The sequence below is a fragment of the Jatrophihabitans endophyticus genome, from assembly GCF_900129455.1.
GTDB classification, from domain to species: Bacteria; Actinomycetota; Actinomycetes; order Mycobacteriales; family Jatrophihabitantaceae; genus Jatrophihabitans; species Jatrophihabitans endophyticus.
Genome location: NZ_FQVU01000001.1, coordinates 182,971 through 206,709 on the forward strand (window position 1 = coordinate 182,971; position 23,739 = coordinate 206,709).

Consider the following 23,739-nt stretch of genomic DNA (forward strand, 5'->3'; position numbering starts at 1 on the left):
GCGGCGGCCGGGGTACGCCCCCACTGCGGCCGGAACCCCCGCCGCCACGACGGTAGGGACACGACGATGGCAGACGACACGGCAGGAGATCAGGACGGTCGCGACAAGGTGATCGAGCTCGTCGGCAGGGCGCAGTCGGCGATGCTGACCACGATGACCGCCGACGGCGACCACGTGAGTCGACCGATGGCGGTGCAGGAGACGGAGTTCGACGGGGATCTGTGGTTCTTCGCCTACGACGACTCGGACAAGGCCCGCCAGATCCAGGCGCATCCCAAGGTCAACGTGTCGTTGGCGAACGACAAGAAAAGCGAGTGGACCTCGATCGCCGGGACGGCGGAGGTCGTGCACGACCCGGCGAAGGCCGAGGAGCTCTGGGCCAAGCCGTTGGAGACCTGGTTCCCGGACGGGCTGCAGACCCCGGGGCTGGCCTTGATCAAGGTCCATGCCAGCTCCGCCGAGTACTGGGACGCGGCCACGAGCAAGGTGAAGCAACTGCTCGGCATGCGTCGGGCGATCCGGCACGACGACCCCGACCAGTTCCCGGCGGAGAACCGCACCGTCGACCTCTGAGGGCCGGCGGTCACGGCGGGCGTGTCACCCCTTCCCGACTCCACATCGCGTCAGTTAGGGTTGCCTAACCTTATGTGGAGGTCGCCGTGCCGAGCAGCAGCAGCAACGTCCGTGGACTGACCCGCGACGTCCGACTCGACCTGGAGCCGGACGAGCCCGCCGAGCGCATGATGCGGCGCGTGGACCGGCGGGAGGTCGAGGCCGTGTGCCGGCACCTCGTCGGACGCGTCGGCTCGGTCGTGGCCGCGGTCGCGCCGGCCGAGCTGGCCGCGGCGGGGTCACGATGACGGCGGTCGAGGCCGACCTCGCCGTCGTGGCGCGCGAGGTCCTCGCGCTGGCTCCCGGCGGCACGCTGCACGTGCGCGGCCTGTCGGCCGACGCGGCCGCGGGCCTGGGGTGCGACGCCGCGTTCTACGACGACGACGGCCGCCCCAGCTTCGTCGTCCCGCCCGACTCGCCACTGGCCGAGGCCGCGACGTCGCGCCCCGGCGCGGTCCTGGCCGTGCCGGCCGGCGCGGCGGCGGGCGTGACCCAGCTCGTCCTCGGCGGCCATCTCGCCGTGGTGGAGCAGAGCGAGATCCAGGGCTCGGCCGTCGTCGTGGTCGGCCTGCTGGTGCACTCGGTCGTGCTCGAGAACGACGCGCCGGACTCCCCCACCGTGGCCTACCGGTCGATCACCCTCGACGCGTGGACCGCGGCCCGGCCCGACCCCCTGCACCGGGCGGCGCAGCGTCTCGTCAGCCACACCAACCACGCCCACGGCGCGCAGCTGCGCGAGTACGTCGCGGCGCTGCGGATGATCCCGGCCGAGGACGTCATCGCCGCCGAGCTCGCCGAGCTCGACGCGACCGGGGTGCAGCTCCAGTGGCTCGACGAACGGGGCGCGCACCGGGTCCGCGTCCGCTTCCCGGAGCCCGCGCACTGTCCGGCGAGCCTGGCGAGCTCGCTCCGCGAGACGCTGACCGGCTGACCGGATCCGCCGCGAACGGCGCCGCCTCGAACGGCGGCGGCGTCAGCGCGGGGCGGCGGTCGCGCCGAAGCGCAGTCCGTCGAGCAGCAGGTCGATGATGCGCGCCGCGCTCGGGTTGCCCGAGGGGTCGGCCGCCATGCACACCCCGCTCATCGCCCGCATGAGGTCCATGGGGTCGATGTCGTCGCGGATCTGCCCCGCGGTGACCGCGTCGCCGACCAGCGTCGACAGCGCCTCGCGCATGCGCACGTGGCTGTCGGCGAACAGCGTGTTCTCCGGCCCCAGCGCCGCCTTCAGCGCGGCGGCCATGCCCCGCTTGCGCGCCACGTAGACGACGAAGGCGCGCATCCACTCCGACAGCGCCTCGACCGGTTCGTGCTCGGCCCGCAGGCCCTCGACCCCCGCGCACAGCGTCTCCACCTCGCGGCGGTACACCGCCTCCAGCAGCGCGTCGCGGGTCGGGAAGTGCCGGTAGAGGGTGCCGATGCCGACGCCGGCGCCCTTGGCGATGTCCTCGAGCGGGGCCTCGGGGCCACGCTCCTCGAAGATGCGCGCCGCGGTGGACACGAGCAGCTCCCGGTTGCGCACGGCGTCGGCGCGCATCGGCTTGCCGCACGGCTCCACGGCCTCGCTGACCGACCCCGCCACGACACACCTCCGGAAACGACTTGCCTAACCGGAGGAACCCTCCGTATGGTTGGTCGTACCGGAGGATCCATCCGTTTGACTCCGATGCTACTACCCGAGTCGAGGTACTGCTCGTGACCGCATCCACCGAAACCCGGCCGGCCACCGCACCGGCCTACCCGCTGCGCCGGTTCGCCCGGCGACCGCGCCCGGCGCGGCAACCCCGCGCCGGCTCCGCCCTCGTCCTGTCCCTCATCCTCGTCTGCCAGCTCATGGTCGTGCTCGACGCGACGATCGTGAACATCGCCCTGCCCGACATCCGCGCCGACCTCGGCTTCTCGGCCGCGGGCCTGTCGTGGGTGGTCAACGCCTACACGCTGACCTTCGGCGGACTGCTGCTGCTCGGCGCCCGCGCCGGCGACATCCTCGGCCGGCGGCGGGTGTTCCTCGCCGGCATCGCACTGTTCACCGCGGCCTCGCTCGCCGGTGGGTTCGCGCAGTCGGCCGGCGAGCTGCTCGCCGCCCGCGCCGTCCAGGGTGTCGGCGGCGCCCTCGCCTCCCCCACCGCGCTCGCGCTGCTGATGACCATGTTCACCGGCTCCCGCGAACGCACCCGCGCCATCGGGCTCTACACCGCCGTGTCCATCGGCGGCGCCGCGATCGGCCTGGTCGCCGGCGGCATGCTCTCGGAGTGGGCCTCGTGGCGCTGGGTGCTGTTCGTCAACGTCCCGATCGGGATCGTGCTGCTGGTGGCCGCGCTGCCCTCACTGCCCGACACCCCGGGTCTGCGCGGTCGCTTCGACGTCGCCGGCGCACTGACCTCGACGCTCGGCATGGCGGCGCTCGTCTACGGCTTCGTGCACGCGGCCTCCGACGGCTGGTCGGACCCGATGACCCTCGCCGCGTTCGGCTCCGGCATCGCCCTGCTCCTGGGCTTCGTCGTCACCGAGGCCCGGGTCGAGTCGCCGATCACGCCGCTGCGGCTGTTCGCCGACCGGGTCCGCGCGACCGCCTACGTCGCCCGGCTGCTGCTCGTCGCCGGCATGATGGGGATGTTCTTCTTCCTCACGCAGTTCCTGCACACCGTGCTCGGTTACAGCGACCTGCGCACGGGCTTCGCGTTCCTGCCCATGCCCATCGCGGTGTTCGCCGCCTCGCAGCTGTCGGCCCGGGTGCTCGTCGAGCGCGTCGGCGGCCGCCGCCTCATGCTCGTCGGCCTGGTGCTGTCCACGATCGGCATGATCTGGCTGACGCAGCTGTCGGCCGACAGCGGCTACGGCGCGCTGCTCGGCCCGCTCGCGGTGTTCGCCACCGGCAACGGGCTGGCCTTCGTCCCGCTGACCTCGGCCGCGCTCGAAGGTGTCGCGCCGCAGGACTCCGGGGCGGCCTCCGGGCTGGTCAACGTCATGCAGCAGGTGGGTGGCTCGCTCGGGCTCGCCGTGCTCGTCACCGTCTTCGGGGCCGCCAGCACCGACGAGCAGGGTGAGCTGCCGGCCGGGCTGAGCCCGCACGAGGCCGCGACCCGGGTGTTCGTGCACGGCGCCGACACCGCCTTCTGGATGGCGGCGGTCTTCCTGGCCGGCACGCTGGCCCTCGTCGCGTTCGCCATGCGGCCGAAGGCGCAGGCCCGGCATGCCGGCTGAGGACGCGGGCGGCGTCCCCACCGCTCACAGCAGCGGCGACGCCTCCCACGGCCGGCCCAGCACGTGCTGGCCGCAGAAGCCGAGCAGCACGTCGTACCAGATCTCGGCGTTCGCCGGCGAGAGGACCCAGTGGTTCTCGCCGGTGAGCTGCAGGAAGCGATGAGGCAGCTCGGCCGGGTCACCGTCCCAGCGACGCACGAGGTCCCACCACAGCCGTAGCGCCTCGCTCACCGGCACCCGGTAGTCGCGGTTGCCGTGGACGATCAGCATCGGCGTCGTGATCTCGTCGGCGAACTGGTGCGGCGAGTTCTCCGCGTACCACCCGGGGTGTTCGGCCACCTGGCCGAACACCCCGGTCTTGTAGTCGGCGGCGTCGGTGGTCGCGTGCTGCTGGTCCAGTGCCCAGAGCCCGGCGTGCGTGACGATCGCCGCGAACCGGTCGGTGTGACCGGCGATCCAGTTCGTCATGTAGCCCCCGAAGGACGCCCCCAGCAGCGCCGTGCGCGACGCGTCGAGCTCCGGACGCCGCAGGGCATGGTCGAGCACCGCCTCGGACTCGCGCCACACGATCGCGGCCCGGTGCGGCCACGCCCGGTCGATCGCCGACTGGCCGTACCCGGTCGACAGCGCCGGATCGGGCAGCACGACCGCCCAGCCGCGGGCGGCCATGACCCACGGCGTCCAGCGCCACGACCAGGCGTTCCACGACGACAGCGGACCGCCGTGGATCCACGTCATCACCGGGGCAGGCGCGTTCTCGTCGGCGCCCTCGGGCAGCACCAGCCAGCCGTGCACCGACACCTCTCCGACCGCGACGTCCAGCTCGACCAACCGGCCCGGCAGTGCGGGCGTCGGCGCCGGGCTCGGCAGCACGACCGGTTGCTGGTCGGTCAGGCCGACGTCGAGCCGCACCGGGGTGGGCACCGAGTCCGGGGCGGAGCGCAGGGCGTAGAGCGTGCCGCCGTCCGGTGCGGGCAGCAGGTTGGAGTAGGCGGCGTCGGCGACCAGCCGGCCGCGCACCGCGCCGGTCGTGGGGTCCACGGCGACGACGGCGCCCCGGCCGTGCAGGTCACCGGCCACGAAGAGCGTCGCGGCGTCCGGGGACCACACCCACTCCGCGGGCCAGAGGTCGCCGAGGTCGGCGGTGGCGACCCGTGAGCCGTCGTCGGCGACGACGTCCACCCGCAACGACGCCGGCGTGTCGAAGCCGGCGATGCGCTGGGACCCGACGGCGATGTGGCGGCCGTCGGGCGACACCCGGGGGCCGACGTGGTCGTCACCCGGCGAGGGGTCGTGCACGGTCCGCGCGCCGGTCGCGGTGTCGATGAGCGCGAACCCCTCGATGTCGTGGCCCCGCGCGCCGCGGCGGCGCCAGCTCGTGACGACCGTGGCGCCGTCGGCGGTGATCGAGTAGCCGGCCTCGACGAGCTCGGTGGTGGCGTCCGGCGTGAGGTCGCGCGGTTCGCCGCCGGCGGGGTCGACGAGCAGCAACCGGGGTGACTCGACGCCGAGCTCGTGGTCCCAGTGGCGGATGGGCATGCCGGTGTGCAGGATCGCCGAGACGCCGCGGGCCGCGCGGGTGCGGCGCCGCTCGGCGTCGTCGCCGTCGCGCGGGGTGTGGGTCAGCCGGCTGCCGACGACGACGACGGCGCCCCGGTCGCGGGCCGGGACCGGGGCGGCCAGCCCACCCGCCCGGCGCGCCAGCACGACCGGCTCCCCCGTCCGGCCGAGCGACCACAGGGCCGCGCCGTCGACCGCCTCGTCGCGGTCGTGTCCCGGCTCCGGGCGGGTCGAGGTGAACAGCAGCGCCCCGTCGGCCGCGAACACCGGCGCCGACTCGCCCTGCGCCGAGCGTGTCAGGCGCACCGGGTCGCCGCCGGCGAGCGGGATCTCCCAGAGCGCGGCGGTGTATCTCGCGCCGTCGGCGTCCGGCTGCGACACGGTCGCCACGAGGCGCCCGCCGTCCGGGCTCAGGGCGAGCCCGGTCAGCCGGGGCAGCGCGGCGAACGCGGCGAGGTCGCCGAACGGGTCCGCGGGCAGGTCAGCGGGGACGCGGCTGGTCATCACCAGACGCTAGCGCGAGCGGTGCGGGCTCCCGCTGCCGGCGCAGCTCGGCGACGAGGCTGTCCAGGCTGTCGGTGATGCGGTCGGTGGCCTCGGCCACGGCGGTCGCGACACCCGGGCCGCCGACGGTCTCGGGATGCTCGTCGAGCAGGGCGAACAGCGCCTCCTGCTCCGGACGCAACGCCGCCGAGCGCGGCGGCGGCCGTTGCGACGCGACGGCCTCGGCCAGCGCGCCGAGGACCTCGCCGGCCCGCGTCGCGAACGGGGTGATGCGCGCCAGGCCGCCCGCGTCGCGGAGGGGGACGCGGACGGCGTCCAGGGTCAGGGCGGCGTGCACGAAGCGGTGGGAGTGCGCGAGCACGGTGCGGCCGAGCTCGACCTGGGGCTGGCCGCGGACCGGTTCGGCGGCGGCCCGGTCGACCGATGCCTGCGCGTTCGTGCGCGCGAGCCGGCAGGCGGCCCGCACCGCCAGCAGCCGGCGTCGGTCGGTGTCGGGGTCGACGACCGCGGCGAGGTAGTCGCCGTAGGCCCGCAGCAGCGCGACCAGGCGCTCGACGACGAACCGACGCTCCCAGGCCGGGAACGCGAGGGTCGCGAGCACGGCCAGCGCCCCGCCGGCCAGGGTGGCGACCGCCCGGTCGACGACGGTGTCCCGGGCCGGCACGCCCTGGATCTGCAGCAGCACGACCACGAGCGCCGACAGGCTCACCGCGGTCGGCGCGACGTTCGCCGGCCCCGAGAGCCGCATGCCGAAGGCGAACACGGCGACGAGCGCCACGTGCCACCAGTCGCCGCCGGGCAGCCAGTGGACCAGCTCGGTCGCGACGATCAGGCCGAGCACGGTGCCGGCCGTGCGCATGGCCGAGCGCTGCAGGGTGGTGCCGAAGTCCGGACGCAGCACGACGAGCAGGGTCAGCGCCACCCAGTAGCCGCGGTCCAGGCCGGCGGCGCGGACCATGGTGTCCGACGCCCCGACGACGACGGCGAGGCGCGCCGCGTGACGCAGCACGGCGGAGTCCGGCGCGAGGTTCGCCCGGACGAGCGCGACCGGGTCGTGCAGGAGTCGACCGGTCGGGCTCTCGTGCCGCTCGCCCCGCCGTCCCTCGCTCGCGCCGGTGCGCGAGCTCTGGACGACGGCCCGCAGCTGCCCCGACAGCGCGCGCAGTCGCGATGCCGTGGCCCGGCGGGTGAAGGCGGCCGGCGCGTCCACGCTGTCCTCGAGCCGGTCGACGGTGTGGCCGACGGTCCGGCGCGCCCGCGCCGACACGTCCTCGTCCACCGCCCGGCCGGCGTCCAGGGCCGCGGCGACGTCGTCGAGCACGCTCGCGGCCGCGGTGAGCGACCCCCGTACCAGCCCGGCGAGGATGGGGTTGCGCTGCTCGGCCAGCCGTTCGGCGAAGGACGTCACCACGATCAGCTCGCGGCGGATCCGCTCGGCCTCGTCGAGCAGCACGCGGTAGGCCTCGACGCTGGGCCCGTGATCGTGACCGAGGCCGTAGAGAGTGTCCCGCGCGTCGCCGAGGGCATCCCCGGCGGGCGGCCCGGCGACGGTGCCGCGCTGCGCCCGCGCGGCGTTCGCCAGCTCGCGGTAGAGCGCGGCCAGCGCCACTCGTTCCGGGCGGTGGCGGCGCAGCGGCCATGCGGCCACCGCGAGCAGGGTCTGCACCGCACCCCCGAGCACCACGAGCAGCCCGACGTGCACGGCGGCCGACGACGGCTCCGGGGTGTGCCCGAGAATGAGCGCCGCGGCGGTGGCGGCGACGCCGAACTGGGTGGCCGCCGGCCCCGCGCTGAGCAGGAGGCCCGCGCCGAAGGCGAGCACGACCAGCAGCAGCACCGACAGCACGCCGTGCCGCGATGCCGCCACGGCGAGCGCGCTCGTGGTGCCCGCCGCGACGGCGACGCCGAGCATGCGCAGCAGTCGCAGCCGGTACGGGCCGGGCCGATCGGCGAACCCGGTCTGCAGCGCGCCGATCGTCGCGGCCAGCCCGATGCCGGCGTCACCGTTCGCGGCTCCCACCGCCAGCGGTGCGGCGATGCCGACGGCGTTGCGCAGCGCGACGAGCGGGTCGGACTGCGTGCGGTCCAGCCGCGCGGCGTCGCGCAGCAGGCGGGCCAGCGACCCCCGGGTCCCGGCGATGGGTGCGCTCAGCCGACCTCCTCCGGGCCCTGCGCCGCGAGCTGCCCGCAGGCGCCGTCGATGTCGCGCCCCCGGGTGTCGCGGACGGTCACCGGGACGCCGCGCACCTGCAGCCGTTCGACGAAGGCGCGCTCGACCCGCTTGGACGAGGCGTCCCACTGCGAGCCGGGGGTCGGGTTGAGCGGGATGAGGTTGACGTGCGCCAGCCGCGGGGCGAGCAGGTCACCGAGCAGCTCGGCCCGCCACGCCTGGTCGTTGACGTCGCGGATCATGGCGTACTCGATGGAGTAGCGGCGGCCGGTGCGGGCGGCGTACGCGTCGGCGGCGGCGAGCACCTCGGCCACCTGCCAGCGGGTGTTCACGGGCACGAGGGTGTCGCGCAGCTCGTCGTCCGGCGCGTGCAGCGACACCGCCAGCGTGACGTCCAGGCCGGTCTCGGCGAGCTTGGCGATGGCCGGGACGACCCCGACGGTGGACACGGTGACCGACCGGCGGGAGATGCCGAACCCGTTCGGGGCGGGATCGGTGAGCCGGTGCAGCGCCGCGAGGACCCGGTTGTAGTTGGCGAGCGGCTCGCCCATCCCCATGAAGACGATGTTGGACAGCCGGCCCGGCCCGCCGCCGAGCTCGCCGTCGGCGGCGGCGCGGGCGGCCACGCGCACCTGCTCCACGATCTCGGCCGTCGACATGTTGCGGGTGAGGCCGCCCTGGCCGGTGGCGCAGAACGGGCAGGCCATGCCGCAGCCGGCCTGGCTCGACACGCACACGGTGATGCGCTCGCGGCTGCCCTCGCGGGCGGGGTAGCGCATGAGCACGCTCTCGACGAGCGCGCCGTCGTGCAGCCGCCAGAGCGTCTTGCGGGTGGTGCCGGCATCGGTCTCGAAACGTCGGACCTCGGTGAGCAGCGGCGGCAGCAGGCCGGCCGCGACCTGTTCCCGCAGGCCCGCCGGCAGGTCGGACATCCGGGTCGGGTCGCCCTCGAGCCGGGCGTAGTACTGCCGGGCGAGCTGATCGGCACGGAACCGGGGCAGGCCGAGACCGGCGACGGCGGCGGTGCGCGCGCCGGCGTCGAGGTCGGCGAGGTGGGTCGGCGGCAGCCCCCGGCGGGGGGCATCGAAGACGAGAGGGAGCGCGGTCATGGCGAGGTCGATTGTCCCAGAAATTCCGGCGGAGCGAGCCGGCCCGCGCGCGGGGGCGGGTCAGCCGGTGCCGGCGACGACGAGATCGACGCGCTCCCACGGTCGCTCCCGCTCGGCGTAGGCGCGCTCGCTGGGGATCCAGTCGTCGCGCCACCGCGACATGAGCTCCGGACCGTCCCGGCGCAGCGCGCGGTCGAGCCGGGTCGGCTCGGGCGTGTCCACCCAGACGGTGACGTCCCACGGCACGATCAGCTCGCGGCGGGTGGCCGAGACGCCCTCGACGAGCACCACCCCGCCCGGTGCGACGTCGTGCCATTCCGCGCCGCGGTCGGTGGCCCAGTCCCACCGCTGGTACCGCGCGCGGCGGCCGGTCACGAGCGGGTCGACGAGCTGGCGCTGCAGCCGGCGCCAATCCCATTCGGCGACGCGCGGGCCGGCGAAGTCGTCCACCCGCACCACCGTCGCGGCCGGCACCACCCCGGCCAGCCAGTCCGCGAGGGTCGACTTGCCGGCGGCGCCGAAACCGTCGATCCCCACCCACCGGGTGCGCTCGGACGGCAGCCGCAGCACCGCGTCGCGGACGTCCTCGCGGCCGGCCGTCACACCGGCGCGAACAGCGACAGCAGCAGGTAGCCGACCGCGGCGCACGGCAGCAGCGAGTCGAGCCGGTCCATGACGCCGCCGTGCCCCGGCAGCAGCCGTCCCATGTCCTTGATGCCGAGATCGCGCTTGACCATGGACTCGCCGAGGTCGCCCAGCGTGGCGGTGACGACGACGGCGAGGCCGAACAGCAGCCCCTGCCACCACGCCTGGTGGAAGGTGAGGGTCAGGAAGAGGACGCCGGCGGCGGAGCAGGCCAGCACCGAGCCCGCGAAGCCCTCCCACGTCTTGGCCTTGGACACGACCGGCGCAAGCGGGTGGCGGCCGAACAGCACGCCGGTGGCGTAGCCGCCGGTGTCGCTGCACACGACGGTGGCGACCAGCGCGAGGACCCGCGCGGCGCCGTCGTCCGGATGCGCCAGCAGGACCGCGAACGCGGCCAGCACGGGCACGTACAGCAGGACGAACGCCGACGCGGCGGCGTCGCGGGTGTACCCGTGCGCGCCGTCGCCGACCCGCCAGATCACGATGCCGAGCAGCGTCACCAGGGCCGCGATGACCAGCCCGTTGGTGTCCTTGAGCCAGGCGGCCGCGAGCAGGGCCGCCCCGCCGACGAGCAACGGCGTGAGCGTGAGCCGGATCGACACGGTGCGCAGCGCCTGGGCGAGCTCCCAGGTGCCGTAGAGCGCGGCCGCGCCCACCACGAAGCCGAAGCTGGGCCGGTAGACGAACAGCGTGACGACGATCAGGGCGCCGAGCCCGACGCCGACGCCGATGGCGGCGGGCAGGTTGCGACCGGCACGCGACCGCGGCGGCGGCTCGGGCGCGACCGGTTCGCCGGCGGTCGACTCCTGCGACTCGTCGCCCTCCCACACGCCCGCCGGTTCGTCGAGCGTCGCGCCGGGGGCCGCCGGGCCCGCGGCGCCGTCGCGGCCGGAGCCGTCGCGAGCCGTGCCGTCGTGAGGTGGGGTGTCGTCCGCAGGCATGTACCGGGGTCAGACCTCGAGCAGTTCGGTTTCCTTCGCCTTGACGGCGTCGTCGACCGTGGCGGTGTACTTGGCGGTCAGCTTGTCCAGCTCGCCCTCGGCGCGGTGCACGTCGTCCTCGCCGGACTCGCCGTCCTTGACCAGCTTGTCGAGCGCGTCCTTCGCGTGGCGACGCACCGAGCGCAGCGAGACCCGGGCGTCCTCGCCCTTGCCCTTGGCGACCTTGACGAGCTCGCGACGCCGTTCCTCGGTGAGCTGCGGGAAGACGACGCGGATGAGCGTCCCGTCGTTGGTCGGGTTGACACCGAGGTCGCTGTCGCGGATGGCCTTCTCGATCGCGTTGAGCTGGCTGGCGTCGTAGGGCTTGATGACCGCCATCCGCGCCTCGGGGACGTTGACGGTGGCCATCTGCGGGATCGGCGTCGGCGCGCCGTAGTAGTCGACGACGAGCCGGGCGAAGGCGTTGGCGTTGGCGCGGCCGGTGCGGACGCCACCGAGGTCGTCGCGCGCCACGTGGACGGCCTTCTCCATCTTCTCCTCGGCCTCGAAGAGGATCTCGTCGATCACCGCTCGTCCCTTCCGGATGTCCGTGCCGGCGCACCGGCCGGCGTGCCACGTCCGATCATGCCTGCGCCCCCACGCGGGTGCCGATCGCCTCGCCGCGGACGGCGCGGGCGATGTTGCCGTCGGCGAGGGAGAACACCACGATCGGCAGTCCGTTGTCCTTGCACATCGTGAAGGCCGTGGAGTCCGCGACCTTCAGCCCGCGACTGAGGACCTCGTCGTAGCTGATCTCGTCGAACTTGCGCGCGGTCGAGACGAGCTTGGGGTCGGCGTCGTACACGCCGTCGACGCCGTTCTTGCCCATGAGCAGGACCTCGCAGCTGATCTCCAGCGCGCGCTGCACGGCCACGGTGTCGGTGGAGAAGTAGGGCATGCCCGCGCCGGCACCGAAGATGACGACGCGGCCCTTCTCCAGGTGCCGCTCGGCGCGGCGCGGGATGTAGGGCTCGGCCACCTGGCCCATGGCGATCGCGGTCTGCACGCGCGTGGGAACGCCGGCCTTCTCCAGGAAGTCCTGCAGGGCCAGGCAGTTCATGACCGTGCCGAGCATGCCCATGTAGTCGGCGCGGTCGCGGGCCATGCCGCGCTGGCTGAGCTCGGCGCCGCGGAAGAAGTTGCCGCCGCCCACGACGATGGCGACCTGCGTCCCCTCGGCGACGACCTCGGCGATCTGCCGGGCGATCGAGGCGACCACGTCGGGGTCGACGCCGATGGCACCGCCGCCGAAGACCTCGCCGGAGAGCTTGAGCAGCACGCGCCGGTACCAGCCGCGGGGCACGTCGTCCGACGGCGACGGGGCCGCCTCGATCTCGGTCATCTCGGCGGCCCCTTCGCTGGTGGGTGCGGTCTCGGTGTGGTGCTGGACGAACCCTACGTCGGTCAGGCGGACCCGACCTCGAAGTGGGCGAACCGGGTCACGGTCACGCCCGCGGCGTCGAGCACCTGCTTGACGGTCTGCTTGGCCTCGCGGACCGACTCCTGCTCGAGGAGCACGTTGTCGGCGTAGAAGGCGTTGAGCCGACCGTCGACGATCTTGGCGACCGCCTGCTCCGGCTTGCCCTCGGCGCGGGTCTTCTCCTCGAGCACGCGCCGCTCGGCCTCGACGTCCTCGGCCGGGACGTCGTCGCGGGTCAGGTAGCGGGCACGCAGCGCCGCGACCTGCATCGCCGCGCCGCGCGCGGCGTCGGCGTCCGAGCCGTCGTAGGCGACGAGCACGCCGACCTGCGGCGGGAGGTCGGAGGCCTTGCGGTGCAGGTAGGTCGCGACCTGCCCGTCGAGCTTGACCGCGCGGCGCAGCTCGAGCTTCTCGCCGATGACGGCGGCCAGCCCCTCGACGCTGTCGGCGACGGTCTTGCCGTCCTTGAGCGTCTCGGCCTTGAGCGAGTCCAGGTCGCTGGCCGACGAGGAGGCGAAGTGGGCCACGATGTCGTTGGCCAGCGTCTGGAACTGCTCGTTCTTGGCCACGAAGTCGGTCTCGGACGCGAGCTCGATCATCGCGCCCTCGGCCGCGGCCACGAGGCCGTTGGCGGCGGTGCGCTCGTCGGCGCGCTTGGCCGCCTTGGCCTCGCCCTTGACCCGCAGGACCTCGACGGCGCGCTCGTAGTCGCCGTCGGCCTCGTCCAGGGCCTTCTTGCAGTCCATCATTCCGGCGCCCGTGGCGTCGCGGAGCTTCTTCACGTCTGCGGCGGAGTAGTTCGCCATGTCTGCTTCCGGTTCCGTTCGTCGTCGAATGGGTGGGTAGCCGGTCAGGCCGAGGGCGCGGTGGCGTCGCCGGCGCCGGCCTCCGCGGCCGCGGGCTCGGCCGGCGCGGCCGTCGCTGCCGCCTCGGCAGGCGCTGCCGCCTCGGCAGGCGCTGCCTCCGTGGCCGCTGCCTCGGTGGCGGGCTGGAGCAGGTCGCGCTCCCACTCGGCCATCGGCTCGCCGTCGCCGACGGCGGCCGCGGTCGGCTCGGGCTTCTCGTCGCGCCCGGCGTTCGCGGCGGCGGCGGAGCGGGCCATGAGCCCCTCGGCCACGGCGTCGGCGACCACGCGGGTCAGCAGCGCGGCGCTGCGGATGGCGTCGTCGTTGCCGGGGATCTTGTAGTCGACCTCGTCGGGGTCGCAGTTGGTGTCGAGGATCGCGACGACCGGGATGCCCAGCTTGCGGGCCTCGCCGACGGCGATGTGCTCCTTCTTGGTGTCGACGACCCAGACGGCGCTGGGCACCTTCGTCATCTCGCGGATACCGCCGAGCGAGCGCTCGAGCTTGGTCATCTCGCGGGTGAGCAGCAGCTGCTCCTTCTTGGTGGCGACACCCTCCCAGCCGGCCTGCTCGCGCGACTCGAGCTCCTTGAGGCGCTGCAGCCGCTTGTAGACGGTGGAGAAGTTGGTGAGCATGCCGCCCAGCCAGCGCTGGTTGACGTAGGGCATGCCGACGCGGGTGGCCTGCTCGGCGATGGACTCCTGGGCCTGCTTCTTCGTGCCGACGAAGAGCACCGTGCCGCCGTGGGCGACGGTCTCCTTGACGAACTCGAAGGCGCGGTCGACGTAGGACAGCGTCTGGTGCAGGTCGATGATGTACAGACCGTTGCGCTCGGTGAGGATGAAGCGCTTCATCTTCGGGTTCCAGCGACGGGTCTGGTGGCCGAAGTGGACGCCCGACTCGAGCATCTCCTTCATGGTGACGACGGGCATGCCGACGTCCTCCTTGTTCTGTTCGTGCGCGCGCAGGCTGACACCTGCCGCACGCGGCCTCGGTTGTCGCGAGGTGGACCGGACGGTCCGCTCGCCCTGGTGCCCGGTGTCGCGGACCAGGGGACCGGCTCGTCGAGGAGCCGGACCGAGGCTGGCCGCCGATCTCCCTGTTGCGTTCGGGAGAAGGACACGCGAAGTCAGCCCGATCGCTCGAGCTGCGTGACCATCGTAGCGCTCCCGGTGGCCGCCCCGCGCCGCGGCCGGGCGGGGTCAGCCGCGGCGGGCCAGGGCGGCGGCCTCGGCGCGGCTGCGGACCCCCAGCTTGCCCATGATGTTGGTGACGTGGACGCTCACCGTCTTCTCGCTGATGAACAGCTTGGCCGCGATCTGGCGGTTGGTGCGGCCGTCGACGAGCTCGGCCAGCACGCCCTGCTCGCGGTCGGTGAGCGCGGTGAGACCGGCGCCGCCGCTGCGCCCGGCGCGCCCGGTGCGGCGCTCGCCGCCGAGGGCGCGGAGCTCGGCCGACAGCGGCGCCGCCCCGAGCCGCTGCGCGGCCTCGCGGGCCCGGTCGGCGGCGGCCACCGCCTCGGCCCCGCGCCCCACCGCGCGCAGCGCCTCGGCCAGGCGGACCTGCGAGCGGGCGACCTGCGGGACGTGCCCGAAGCCGAACGCGTCGACCGTCGCCTGCCACGCGTCGACCAGGGAATCGGCGGACGGGGCGTCGTGCCCGGTGAGCCAGCGCAGCCGCGCCGCCTCGGCCTCGAGCCGCGCGAGCCAGGCCACGCCCTCACGTCCCAGTCGGCGGGGGGTCGTGGGCGCCTCGCCGCCCCGGGCGCCCCGACGCCCGTCGGCGTGCAGCCGCTCCCCCTCGGCGGCCAGCGCGGCGTGGCGGGACGCGGGCGCTCCGGCCGCCGCGGCCGCCAGCGTGGCGATGCCGATGGCGCTGAGCTGGATGCGGCCGGCGAACCACGGGTCGAGCCACAGCCGGCTGAGCTCCTCGACGATCTCGGCGATCACCGCCAGGGCCGAGTCCACGTCGGCGCGCTGCTCGTGGAGCTCGATCGCGGCGTACGCCGCGTACAGCCCGATGCGCCCCTCGCGGTGGCGGTAGGGGCCCAGGTCGTCGAGCTCGGTCAGCACCGTGGCGTCGCCCCGGCCGGCGCGGACCGCCATGCCGGTGGAGCGCAGGATCGCCGCGGCCAGTCCCGTCGGTCGCTCCCCCGCGGTGTCGAGCGTGCGCAGGGCGGCGTCCCATTCGCCGTGCACGTACTGCACCGTGGCGGTCATCGCCCGCGCGTGGACGCCCCACATGCCCCACTGCCGGCCGGTCTCGACGGCGCGGCGGTGCCCCAGCGCGAACTCGTGCTCGGCGCGGTCGAGGTCGGTGAGGTCGTACCAGAGACTGCCCAGGCCGTACCGGCTGCGCACCTCGGTGCCGAAGTCCTCGGAGCGGCGGGCCTGCTCGACGACGGCCGCCAGCAGCGCCGCCGCGCCGTGGGGGTCGCCCTTGCGGCGCTCCAGGATCGCCACCGTGGCCCGGGCGTCGGTGCGGGCGAGTTCGGAGCCCGCCGCCTCGCCGGCGGCGAGCGCCTCGCGGGCGTGCCGCTCGGCGTCGGCGTCGCGGCCGAAGCTGAGCAGAACCCGCGCGTGCAGCGCCAGCAACCGGGAGCGCAGCCGGGTCGGTGGGGTGACCGGGACGAGGCGCAGCGCCTCGGCCGAGGTCGTCAGCACGTCGTCGCCGACCTCGTTGCCCAGCGCGGCCAGCACGCTGGCGTACAGCAGCGTCGCGCGGTCGATGGGGTCGGCGTCGGCGGGCAGCTCGTCGAGCGCGCGGCCGGCGAGCCGGATGCCGCGCTGCGTGAAGCCGGCGGCGTCGGCGGCCTCGACCGCGGCGAGGATCAGCTCGGGGTCGCCCGGGCGGTCGATGACGCGCGGGGCAAGCTCGAGCGCCGTCTCGTAGTGCTGCAGCGCCTCCTGCGGCGCGGCGAGCGAGATGGCCTCGTCGCCGGCCGCGAGGCTGGCCGCGTACGCCGTCGGCAGGTCGTGGGAGGCGTTGGCGTGCCGGGCGAGCTCCGCGGCCCGGTGCTCGGGATCGGCCGCGAGGACGGCCGCGTAGGCCGCGTGCAGACGGACCCGCTCCCCCGGCAGCAGGTCGTCGTACACCGCCTCGGCGAGCAGCGCGTGCCGGAACACGTACCCACGCCCGCTCGTCGTCAGCTGCAGCACGTGGCTGTCGATGGCCTCGCGCAGCGCGGTCTCGAGCTGGCCCGCGGGCATCTGCGCCGCCGCCTCGAGCGCCGTGTGCGTCACGCGCCGCCCGGCGACGGCAGCCACCCGCACGACGCGCCGCGCGTCCTCGGAGAGCCGGTCGAGGCGCACCAGCAGCAGGTCGGCCAGCTGCCACGGCAGCGACTCGCCGGTGTCGGACTGGACGATCGCCGCGAGCAGCTCCTCGGCGAAGAACGCGTTGCCGTCGGCACGCCGGACGATGTCGTCGACGTCGCCGGCGCTGACGGCAGTGAGAGCGGTGACGTCGGCGCTGTCGGCGCTGTCGGCGCCGCCAGGTCTGGGGGCGCCGGACCAGACGGCCGACCCGGCGGTGGACCCGGCGGTGGACATCGCGCGCACGAGCGCGCGGACGTCGTCGGCGCCGAGGGGTTCCAGATTCAGCCGCGTGACGGAGTTCAGCCGCGACCACTCGGCGAGAGTGCGCCGCAGCGGGTGACGGCGGTGCAGGTCGTCGCTGCGGTAGCTGACGACGGTCACGAGCCGCTCGCGGCCGAGGCGGGTGAACAGGAAGCCGAGCAGGTCGCGGGTGGCCTGGTCGGCCCAGTGGGCGTCCTCGACGAACAGCGCGACCGGCTGCGCGACCGCGAGGTGGGCCAGCGCCGCGCGGACCGAGTCGAACAGCTCGCCACGCTCGACGCGGTCGTCGCCGGCCGGGCCGCCGCCGGCGCCCGCGGCCCGGCCGCTCAGCAGTCGGGCGAGCGCCGGGAAGCGGGTGACGACGTCGTCGACGAGCTCGGGCCGCTCGGCGGCGAGCCGGGAGAACGCCTCGGTCAGCGGCAGGTAGGGCGGCGGGGTGTCGCCGAGGTCGATGCAGTGCCCGACGAGGACGAGGAAACCGGCGTCGGCGGCGATCGAGGTCAGCTCGCCGAGCAGTCGGGTCTTGCCCACCCCGGCGTCGCCGCCGACGACGAGCGCGGCCGCCGAACCCTGCTCGGCGGCGCGGACCGCGGCCGTGAGCCCGGCGAGCTCGGCGGTGCGGCCGACGAGCGGCACGGCGGGGCGGGGCATGGGGACATCTTCGCCTGCCGCGCCGACATCGTTTCCCTCGCCGCACCCGCCTGTGGACGGCGCAGCGTTCGTCCACAGCCTGCCGTTGTCTCGTGCGACCGTCGCCGTGCCGTGCGACGGTCGGCCGATGCGCGCCCTCCCGCTCGTCGCCGCCGCGTTCGTGGCGCTCGCCACCGCGCCGGCGGACGGCCCGAACACCGGTTCGGCGCCGCTGCCGTCCACCGGGTCCGCCGCGCGGGCCGGGCCGGCGGTGCCGGTCGCGATGCCGGTCGCGGTTCGGTACGCGCCGCCCGTCGTGCCGCTGCGGGTGGTCCGACCCTTCGATCCTCCGCTCGATCCCTACGGCCCAGGGCATCGTGGTATCGATCTCCTGTCGAGAGTTGATTCTGTGCTCGCAGCTGCGGCCGGTGTCGTCACGTTCGCGGGTGCGGTGGCCGGGCGCGGGGTCGTGGTGGTGACGCACGCGGACGGCATCCGGACGGAGTACGAGCCACTTCGGCCGGCAGTGACCCGGGGCGAGCGCGTGCGGCTGGGCCAGGTGATCGGCACCCTGCGCGGCCGGCACCCGGGCTGCCCGCGACCGCGGTGCCTGCACTGGGGTGCCCGCCGAGGCGGCAGTTACCTGGACCCGTTGTCGTTGCTGCGCCGGCTCGGCGCGGTCCGGCTGCTGCCCTGGCCGCGGACGGGGTGACCGGCCGGCCGGCCCAACCCGCACGGAGCGGCCGGCTGCGGGTCGCCCGCCGGCTCAGGCGCGGGGGTGCGCCTGCCGGTACGTGCGGCGCAGCCGCTCGACCGACACGTGCGTGTAGATCTGGGTGGTCGCCAGATCGGCGTGGCCGAGCACCTCCTGCACCGTGCGGAGGTCGGCCCCGCCCTCGAGCAGGTGCGTGGCCGCGCTGTGCCGCAACCCGTGGGGGCCGAGGTCGGGGGCACCGTCGACCCGGGCGGCCCGGTCGTGGACGATGCGGCGCGCCGCCCTGACGTCCAGCCGCCCGCCCCGCACGCCGAGCAGCAGCGCCGACCCGGAGGCCGCGGTCACGAGCGTGGGTCGTCCGGTGGCGAGCCAACCCCCGAGGGCGTCGTCGGCGGCCAACCCGTAGGGCACGGTGCGCTCTTTCGAGCCCTTGCCCAACACGCGCAGCACCCGACGTCGCCGGTCGACGTCGTCGATGTCCAGCCCGATCAGCTCCGAGACCCGGACCCCGCTGGCGTACAGCAGCTCGACGACGAGCCGGTCCCGTAGTCGGATCGCCTCGTCGGCCTCGGGAGCGTCCGCCGTCATGACGCGGGCCGCCTGGTCGGCCCGCAGTACCGCCGGCAGCTCGCGGCGCGCCTTCGGGCTGGCGAGCAGCTGACCGGGATCGTCGCTCAGCAGACCGGCGCGGTGCGCCCAGGCGCAGAACGTGCGCAGCGAGGCCGAGCGCCGGGCCATCGTCGCCCGCGAGGCGCTGCGATCACGCTGGGCAGCCAGCCAACCGCGCAGCGACGCGAGCTCGATGTCGCGCGCGGAGCGGCCCCCCAGCCTGCTCAGGTGGTCGAGGTAGCCGACCACGTCCCCGACGTACGCGCGCACCGTGTGGGGCGAGCGGTTGCGCTCGAGGCGCAGGTGCTGCTCGAACCCGGCCACGGCGTCGGCGAGCGCGGGTGGGAGTGCGTCGCGCAGCGCGGCCACGGCGGCCGTCGCCCCGATGGTCGCCCTGTAGGCCCCGGCAGCCCCGGCAGCCCCGGCAGCCCCGTCGCCGCGCCCGGTCGTCGCCATCCCTGCACGGTTCGCGACCGCGGCCGGGCGGTCAAGCTGCCACGCGGGCGAGGCTCGCGAACCGTTCCCGGTGCGGGGCCGCCAAGCGCCGGCGCACCGCGGCGGCGGGCACCGGGTGGGGGCGCGCGACGGGTCCCGGGTGCGGGCCCGCGGCCGGGTCCGGTCGGGGTGGGGTTCGACCGGACCCGGCCACGGGGGTCCGTGGGGGCAACGTTCCCGCATCGGCGGGAGTGGCCGTGCCCGTTGTATGGAGGTTTGGGAAGTGTAGCCGCGATACCCGGGAGTCGCGCGGCGAAGCGTCGACCTCACGGAACGCCCTGGCGCCGTTCGCGGCTGCCGACGGGGCGCGGGCCACGGGCACCCGCGCCGGTCGTCGCGCAGTCCGGCCGCGACGACCGGGACCGGCTTGACCGCACCCTCGCCGGGCGACCCCGATTCTGTCGTGCTCCCGGCCGCCTGCCGAGGGACGGTGGTCCCGCCGCGCCGGGTCGAGTCGCGGCCGGGCAGCGTGGCGCGAGGGAACGGTCCGCCGTCACGGCGCGATCCGGAAGCCGCCGTCGTACTGCTCGATCAGACCGGCGAGCTCGAGCACCGGCAGCGAGCGCAGCACCTCGCTCACCGTCAGCCCCGACGCGAAGACGACCTCGTCCGGCTGCACGGCGCAGCCGGACGGGAAGCTGTCGAAGACGGCCCGGGACCGGTCGTCGAGCGCGTCGAGCACCCGCCGCAGTCGGCCCGCACGCCGTGCTCGCGTTCGGTCCGGGGCGGCGTGAGAGCCCCCGGCCGTACCGCCGCCCGCAGCGACACCGGTGCCGGCGACCTCCCCCACGACCTCACCGGCGGCATCACCGGCGAGGTCGCCGAGACCGCCGACCACGGCGAGGACGTCCGCCGCGGAGGTGACGAGGGTGGCGGCCCACCGCTCGTCGCGCAGCAGGTCGTGACAGCCGACCGACTCCGCCGAGTCGACCGGACCCGGCACCACCATGATCGGCCGGCCCAGCCGCGCACAGTGACCGACCGTGTTGCGCGTCCCGGAGCGCTGCCCGGCCTCGACGACGACGGTGCCGGTGGCGAAGGCGGCGACGAGCCGGTTACGGACCAGGAAGCGGCCGCGCCGCGGCGAGGCACCCGGCGCGTGCTCCGAGACCAGCAGCCCCGACGCGGCGACCCGGCCGAACAGGACGCGGTGCTGGGCGGGGTACGCGGCGTCCAGGCCGCCCGCGGAGACGAGCACGGTCTCGCCCCCCGCGGCGAGTGCCCCGTCGTGCGCCGCGGTGTCGATGCCGAACGCACCGCCGGACACCACGACGACGTCGCGCTCGGCGAGCTCGCGGGCGAACCGGCGGGCCACCGTGTCGCCGTAGCGCGTCGAGCGGCGCGAGCCCACGATGCCGGCCGCCCGTACGGCCAGCCCGCTCGGGTCGAGCGGCCCGCGCAGCCACAGCGCCAGCGGCGGGATCGGCTCACCGGTCCGGCGGTAGCGCTCCGGCTCGACGTCGTAGGTGCGCAGTCGGGCGACCGCGGCGTGTTCCAGTGCCGCGAGCGCGAAGTGGGGCCAGTCCGCCGACTCCGGAACCACCAGCCGGATGCCGTGGCGCGCGGCGGCCTCGAGGTCGGCGTGCGGGTCGACCCCGGCGTGCCGCGCGCTGGTGACGTCGCGGACGTCGTCGGGGACGTCCTGGCACCGGACCCGCTCGGCGGCCTCGACCGGCCCGACGGCGCGGACGAAGCGCCACAGCGGGACCGACGCCGGTTCGACCACCCGGTTCAGGTAGGCGCGGGCGAGCAGCACCTCGTCGGCGACCGCGGCCGCACGCTGCGGGCTCCCGGTCATGCCGCCGACGCCTCGACCGTGCCGGCGCGGAAGAACAGCGCCTCCTCCAGCGCGTCCCGGTCCAACGCGGGCACGCCGGCCAGATCGGCGATCGTCCACGCCGTGCGCAGGACGCGGTCGAAGCCCCGCGCACTGAGCTCACCGCGCTCGAGCAGCTCCTCGGCGCGCTGGAGGGCGCCGGCCGGGGGCAGCCATTGCCGCGAGCGCAACACCGAGCCGGGGATGTCGGCGTTCACCCGCAACCCCGTCGGCGCCCACCGTTCGACGGCACGACGCCGCGCCTCGGCGACCCGCTGCGCGACCTCGGCGGTGCTCTCGCGCGCCCCGCCGCGGTCGAGCAACGCAGCCCGGGCCACCGGCTCGACCCGGACACGCAGGTCGATGCGGTCCATGAGCGGCCCGGACAACCGCTGCCGGTGTCGGCGCAGCGCGTGCGCCGAACACACGCATTCGGACGGCCGCGCCGCGCAGCTGCACGGGTTCGCCGCGAGCACGAGCTGGAACCGTGCGGGATACGTCACGGCTCCGCCGGCGCGCAGCAGGACGACGGTGCCCGACTCGAGGGGTTGCCGCAGCGCGTCGAGCGACGCGGGCGCGAACTCGGGCGCCTCGTCGAGGAACAGCACGCCCCGGTGCGCCAGGCTGATCGCGCCGGGCCGGGCCAGGTGCGATCCGCCGCCCACCAGGGCGGCGAGCGAGGCGGTGTGGTGCGGCGCGCGGATCGGTGGTCGACGTACCAACGTCGCCCCCTCACCGAGCAGCCCCGCGATCGAGTGGATCGCGGTGACCTCGAGCGCGGCGGCGTCGTCGAGCGGGGGCAGCAGGTCGGGCAGCCGCTCGGCGAGCATGGTCTTGCCCGCCCCCGGGCTCCCGACGAGGTAGAGATGGTGACCGCCCGCCGCGGTGATCTCGAGGGCCCGCCTGGCCATGCCCTGACCGGCGACGTCGGCGAGGTCGGGGCCGGCCCGACCGTCGGTCGCGGCGGCCGCCACCGCGGCCCGGTCGAGGGCAGGCCCCTCGCCGGTCAGCCACCGCACGATCTGGCCGAGGTCGTCGGCCGCACGCACGTCGACACCGTCGACGAGCGCCGCCTCGGCGGCGTTGGCCCGGGCCACCACCACCCGCTCGACGCCGTGTGCCCTGGCCGCGACGACCGCGGGCAGCACGCCGCGCACCGGCCGGAGCGCGCCCGTCAGCCCGAGCTCGGCGATCCAGGCCGCGGCCGCGACCGCCGGCGGCGGTAGCTGACCGTCGGCGGCGAGCACCGCCAGACCCACCGCCAGGTCGAAGCGGGACCCCCGCTTCGGTGTGTCGGCCGGCAGCAGCGCCACGGTGATCTTGCGGTTCGGCCAATCGGCCCCGCAGTTGTGCACGGCGGCGCGCAACCGGTCGCGTGACTCGACGACCGATCCGTCGGCCCGGCCGGTGAACGACATGCCGGGCAACCCTGCCGAGATGTCGCACTCGACCTCCACCACGTGCCCGTCGATGCCGCTCAACCCGACGGCGAGCGTCTTGGCCAACCCCATGCCGTCCCCTCCCCTCAGAACGCGCCGCGCAGGTGCTCGACGTCGAGCCCGCCCGGGCGCCGGACCACGGTGACCACGTCGAAGCGCAGCACCGGCCACGACCGCTCGCCGCCGGCCCGACGTTCGGCGAGCCAGGCCAGGGCGAGCCGGCGGATGCGTGCCGCCTTCACCCGGTCCACGGCCTGCGCCGGTGTCCCGTACGCGCGCGACGAGCGCGTCTTCACCTCGACGAACACCAGCTCGGCGCCGTCGTGGGCCACCACGTCGAGCTCGCCGTCGCGGCAGCGCCAGTTGCGATCGACGACGACCAGACCGGCGGCCTCCAGGTGCTCGACGGCGACCTGCTCGCCGAAGCGGCCCACGGCGTCCTTGACTCGCATGGCTCCACGGTGCCGCGCCGACGCGGTCCGGCGGGCGCCGGTCGCCTCCCCTGTGGACGACGCGCGGCCGGGCGGATCGGCGAACCACAGGGCCGCGGGCGGCGTCACCGGTAGTCGGCGGTCGGCCCCCCGGCCGGCGGCGTGCGGCGCCCCGGCGCGGCCGCGACGATCCGGGCGACATCCGACGGCGGGAGCCGGAGCACGCGCGCCAGCTCGGCCCGCGCGTCGGGCTCACCGCCGTGGACCCCCACGCCGGCGGCGGTGAGCCGGGCGAAAAGGTGACGTGCGGTCTCGGGCGTCGTCGCATGCCGCCGGGCGAGCTCGCGCGTCGCGACCGGCCCCGCGACCACGTCGGCCGCGACGGCCAGCCAGAGGCGCAACGGCGCGCGGGTGCGTTCGAGCACGGTGCCGGTCAGGACGGTGAACTGGCCGCGGCAGGCGGCACAGCGCCACACGCGGCGCACCGTCCTGCCGCCGCTCGACGTGGCACGGGTACGGCCGTCCGCCGGCGGCAGGTAGCGGCACCGCCCGGTGGCCGCGCAGCGCGGGCACCGGTGCGGGTGGCCGCCCCAGCGCAGCCGCTCGAACAGCTCGTAGGCGCCGGCCTCGTCGCGGACGGGCGCGCTCAGCGGGTGAAGCCGTCCTTGCCCGGGAGCTCGAGATCGGGCTTGTCGAGCTCTTCGATGTTGACGTCCTTGAACGTCACGACACGCACGGTCTTCACGAAGCGAGCGGGGCGGTACATGTCCCACACCCAGGCGTCGCGCATCGTCAGCTCGAAGTAGACCTCGCCGTCGGTGTTTCGAGGCTGCAGGTCGACGTCGTTGGTGAGGTAGAAGCGACGCTCGGTCTCCACGACGTAGTTGAACTGCGACGCGATGTCCTTGTACTCGCGGTAGAGCTGCAGTTCCATCTCGGTCTCGTAGTTCTCGAGATCCTCCGCGCTCATCTGCCCTCCT

At 75.2% G+C, this 23,739-nt stretch carries 22 protein-coding genes; 5 read left to right on the top strand and 17 right to left on the bottom strand.

Translation table 11 applies throughout. From position 1 onward, the window contains the following. Nucleotides 1-66: 66 nt before the first annotated feature. The 3 genes from BUE29_RS00845 (at nucleotide 67) to BUE29_RS00855 (ending at nucleotide 1,543) form a co-directional block, all read left to right on the top strand. Entirely contained in the window at nucleotides 67-573 is a 507-nt protein-coding gene (locus tag BUE29_RS00845; RefSeq protein ID WP_073384838.1) for a pyridoxamine 5'-phosphate oxidase family protein, read from the top strand. An 86-nt stretch (nucleotides 574-659) separates the two neighbouring features. Continuing rightward, entirely contained in the window at nucleotides 660-860 is a 201-nt protein-coding gene (locus tag BUE29_RS00850; RefSeq protein ID WP_143167914.1) for a hypothetical protein, read from the top strand. Further along, on the top strand, nucleotides 857-1,543 hold the full coding sequence (locus BUE29_RS00855; RefSeq protein WP_073384841.1) for a DUF2470 domain-containing protein: 687 nt from the start codon (nucleotides 857-859) through the stop codon (nucleotides 1,541-1,543). Before BUE29_RS00850 ends, BUE29_RS00855 begins: the two co-directional genes overlap by 4 nt. Nucleotides 1,544-1,585: 42 nt before the next feature. Here the strand turns inward: BUE29_RS00855 and BUE29_RS00860 are convergent, their stop codons facing one another. Next, nucleotides 1,586-2,191: a TetR/AcrR family transcriptional regulator gene (locus BUE29_RS00860; protein ID WP_200799973.1), complete on the bottom strand. Its 606-nt coding sequence runs from the start codon at nucleotides 2,189-2,191 to the stop codon at nucleotides 1,586-1,588. 113 nt (nucleotides 2,192-2,304) lie between these two features. Here BUE29_RS00860 and BUE29_RS00865 point away from each other — a divergent pair, with 113 nt between their 5' ends. Continuing rightward, nucleotides 2,305-3,813, top strand: coding sequence for an MFS transporter (locus tag BUE29_RS00865; RefSeq protein ID WP_073384843.1), 1,509 nt, complete (start codon nucleotides 2,305-2,307; stop codon nucleotides 3,811-3,813). Nucleotides 3,814-3,837: 24 nt separating this feature from the next. Here BUE29_RS00865 and BUE29_RS00870 read toward each other — a convergent pair whose 3' ends face one another. The 10 genes from BUE29_RS00870 to BUE29_RS23470 form a co-directional block, all read right to left on the bottom strand. Next, a complete protein-coding gene (locus BUE29_RS00870) occupies nucleotides 3,838-5,877 on the bottom strand; it encodes a S9 family peptidase (RefSeq protein ID WP_073384844.1) in 2,040 nt (679 codons plus the stop codon). Then, nucleotides 5,855-7,897, bottom strand: coding sequence for an FUSC family protein (locus BUE29_RS00875; protein WP_073384846.1), 2,043 nt, complete (start codon nucleotides 7,895-7,897; stop codon nucleotides 5,855-5,857). The genes BUE29_RS00870 and BUE29_RS00875 overlap by 23 nt, the downstream gene beginning before the upstream one ends. A 128-nt stretch (nucleotides 7,898-8,025) precedes the next feature. Beyond that, nucleotides 8,026-9,156: a dual-specificity RNA methyltransferase RlmN gene (gene rlmN / locus BUE29_RS00880; protein ID WP_073384848.1), complete on the bottom strand. Its 1,131-nt coding sequence runs from the start codon at nucleotides 9,154-9,156 to the stop codon at nucleotides 8,026-8,028. Nucleotides 9,157-9,216: 60 nt separating this feature from the next. Beyond that, complete coding sequence (locus BUE29_RS00885) at nucleotides 9,217-9,759, bottom strand: uridine kinase family protein (RefSeq protein WP_073384850.1); 543 nt, start codon at nucleotides 9,757-9,759, stop codon at nucleotides 9,217-9,219. Further along, a complete protein-coding gene (locus BUE29_RS00890) occupies nucleotides 9,756-10,742 on the bottom strand; it encodes a phosphatidate cytidylyltransferase (RefSeq protein WP_073384852.1) in 987 nt (328 codons plus the stop codon). The genes BUE29_RS00885 and BUE29_RS00890 overlap by 4 nt, the downstream gene beginning before the upstream one ends. Nucleotides 10,743-10,751: 9 nt before the next feature. Continuing rightward, the gene (gene frr / locus BUE29_RS00895; RefSeq protein WP_073384853.1) at nucleotides 10,752-11,309 is read right to left on the bottom strand and encodes a ribosome recycling factor; all 558 of its coding nucleotides are present in this window, start codon (nucleotides 11,307-11,309) and stop codon (nucleotides 10,752-10,754) included. A gap of 55 nt (nucleotides 11,310-11,364) precedes the next feature. Continuing rightward, the gene (gene pyrH, locus BUE29_RS00900) at nucleotides 11,365-12,123 is read right to left on the bottom strand and encodes a UMP kinase (protein ID WP_073384855.1); all 759 of its coding nucleotides are present in this window, start codon (nucleotides 12,121-12,123) and stop codon (nucleotides 11,365-11,367) included. A gap of 62 nt (nucleotides 12,124-12,185) precedes the next feature. Further along, nucleotides 12,186-13,007 carry a translation elongation factor Ts gene (tsf, locus tag BUE29_RS00905; protein WP_073384857.1) on the bottom strand — a complete coding sequence of 274 codons (822 nt, stop codon included), beginning with the start codon at nucleotides 13,005-13,007 and terminating at the stop codon, nucleotides 12,186-12,188. Between the two features lie 44 nt (nucleotides 13,008-13,051). After that, complete coding sequence (gene rpsB, locus BUE29_RS00910) at nucleotides 13,052-13,978, bottom strand: 30S ribosomal protein S2 (RefSeq protein WP_073384858.1); 927 nt, start codon at nucleotides 13,976-13,978, stop codon at nucleotides 13,052-13,054. A 270-nt stretch (nucleotides 13,979-14,248) separates the two neighbouring features. After that, nucleotides 14,249-17,275: a helix-turn-helix transcriptional regulator gene (locus BUE29_RS23470; protein ID WP_073384860.1), complete on the bottom strand. Its 3,027-nt coding sequence runs from the start codon at nucleotides 17,273-17,275 to the stop codon at nucleotides 14,249-14,251. A 127-nt stretch (nucleotides 17,276-17,402) separates the two neighbouring features. Between BUE29_RS23470 and BUE29_RS00920 the strand changes: the two genes are divergently transcribed. Beyond that, on the top strand, nucleotides 17,403-17,966 hold the full coding sequence (locus BUE29_RS00920; RefSeq protein WP_073386685.1) for a M23 family metallopeptidase: 564 nt from the start codon (nucleotides 17,403-17,405) through the stop codon (nucleotides 17,964-17,966). Nucleotides 17,967-18,020: 54 nt separating this feature from the next. On the opposite strand, the gene BUE29_RS00925 is transcribed toward BUE29_RS00920, so the two are convergent. The 6 genes from BUE29_RS00925 to BUE29_RS00950 all read right to left on the bottom strand — a co-directional run bounded on the left by BUE29_RS00925 (nucleotide 18,021) and on the right by BUE29_RS00950 (nucleotide 23,729). Beyond that, a complete protein-coding gene (locus BUE29_RS00925; RefSeq protein WP_084180581.1) occupies nucleotides 18,021-19,034 on the bottom strand; it encodes a tyrosine recombinase XerC in 1,014 nt (337 codons plus the stop codon). A gap of 532 nt (nucleotides 19,035-19,566) precedes the next feature. Then, complete coding sequence (dprA, locus tag BUE29_RS00930) at nucleotides 19,567-20,871, bottom strand: DNA-processing protein DprA (protein WP_073384862.1); 1,305 nt, start codon at nucleotides 20,869-20,871, stop codon at nucleotides 19,567-19,569. Continuing rightward, nucleotides 20,868-22,400 carry a YifB family Mg chelatase-like AAA ATPase gene (locus BUE29_RS00935; RefSeq protein WP_073384864.1) on the bottom strand — a complete coding sequence of 511 codons (1,533 nt, stop codon included), beginning with the start codon at nucleotides 22,398-22,400 and terminating at the stop codon, nucleotides 20,868-20,870. The genes dprA and BUE29_RS00935 overlap by 4 nt, the downstream gene beginning before the upstream one ends. A gap of 14 nt (nucleotides 22,401-22,414) precedes the next feature. Further along, nucleotides 22,415-22,780 carry a YraN family protein gene (locus BUE29_RS00940; RefSeq protein WP_073386691.1) on the bottom strand — a complete coding sequence of 122 codons (366 nt, stop codon included), beginning with the start codon at nucleotides 22,778-22,780 and terminating at the stop codon, nucleotides 22,415-22,417. Nucleotides 22,781-22,884: 104 nt separating this feature from the next. Beyond that, a complete protein-coding gene (locus BUE29_RS22705; RefSeq protein WP_268766567.1) occupies nucleotides 22,885-23,409 on the bottom strand; it encodes a transposase in 525 nt (174 codons plus the stop codon). Then, complete coding sequence (locus BUE29_RS00950) at nucleotides 23,406-23,729, bottom strand: DUF2469 domain-containing protein (protein ID WP_073384867.1); 324 nt, start codon at nucleotides 23,727-23,729, stop codon at nucleotides 23,406-23,408. The genes BUE29_RS22705 and BUE29_RS00950 overlap by 4 nt, the downstream gene beginning before the upstream one ends. Nucleotides 23,730-23,739 lie beyond the last annotated feature (10 nt).

Bases quoted from the DNA above. Each gene is read 5' to 3' on its own strand.
- BUE29_RS00845 (WP_073384838.1), top strand. From the start codon at position 67: ATGGCAGACGACACGGCAGGAGATCAGGACGGTCGCGACAAGGTGATC.
- BUE29_RS00855 (WP_073384841.1), top strand. From the start codon at position 857: ATGACGGCGGTCGAGGCCGACCTCGCCGTCGTGGCGCGCGAGGTCCTC.
- BUE29_RS00870 (WP_073384844.1), bottom strand. From the start codon at position 5,877: ATGACCAGCCGCGTCCCCGCTGACCTGCCCGCGGACCCGTTCGGCGAC.
- rlmN (WP_073384848.1), bottom strand. From the start codon at position 9,156: ATGACCGCGCTCCCTCTCGTCTTCGATGCCCCCCGCCGGGGGCTGCCG.
- BUE29_RS00890 (WP_073384852.1), bottom strand. From the start codon at position 10,742: ATGCCTGCGGACGACACCCCACCTCACGACGGCACGGCTCGCGACGGC.
- pyrH (WP_073384855.1), bottom strand. From the start codon at position 12,123: ATGACCGAGATCGAGGCGGCCCCGTCGCCGTCGGACGACGTGCCCCGC.
- tsf (WP_073384857.1), bottom strand. From the start codon at position 13,007: ATGGCGAACTACTCCGCCGCAGACGTGAAGAAGCTCCGCGACGCCACG.
- rpsB (WP_073384858.1), bottom strand. From the start codon at position 13,978: ATGCCCGTCGTCACCATGAAGGAGATGCTCGAGTCGGGCGTCCACTTC.
- BUE29_RS23470 (WP_073384860.1), bottom strand. From the start codon at position 17,275: ATGCCCCGCCCCGCCGTGCCGCTCGTCGGCCGCACCGCCGAGCTCGCC.
- BUE29_RS00920 (WP_073386685.1), top strand. From the start codon at position 17,403: ATGCGCGCCCTCCCGCTCGTCGCCGCCGCGTTCGTGGCGCTCGCCACC.
- BUE29_RS00925 (WP_084180581.1), bottom strand. From the start codon at position 19,034: ATGGCGACGACCGGGCGCGGCGACGGGGCTGCCGGGGCTGCCGGGGCT.
- dprA (WP_073384862.1), bottom strand. From the start codon at position 20,871: ATGACCGGGAGCCCGCAGCGTGCGGCCGCGGTCGCCGACGAGGTGCTG.
- BUE29_RS00935 (WP_073384864.1), bottom strand. From the start codon at position 22,400: ATGGGGTTGGCCAAGACGCTCGCCGTCGGGTTGAGCGGCATCGACGGG.
- BUE29_RS00940 (WP_073386691.1), bottom strand. From the start codon at position 22,780: ATGCGAGTCAAGGACGCCGTGGGCCGCTTCGGCGAGCAGGTCGCCGTC.
- BUE29_RS00950 (WP_073384867.1), bottom strand. From the start codon at position 23,729: ATGAGCGCGGAGGATCTCGAGAACTACGAGACCGAGATGGAACTGCAG.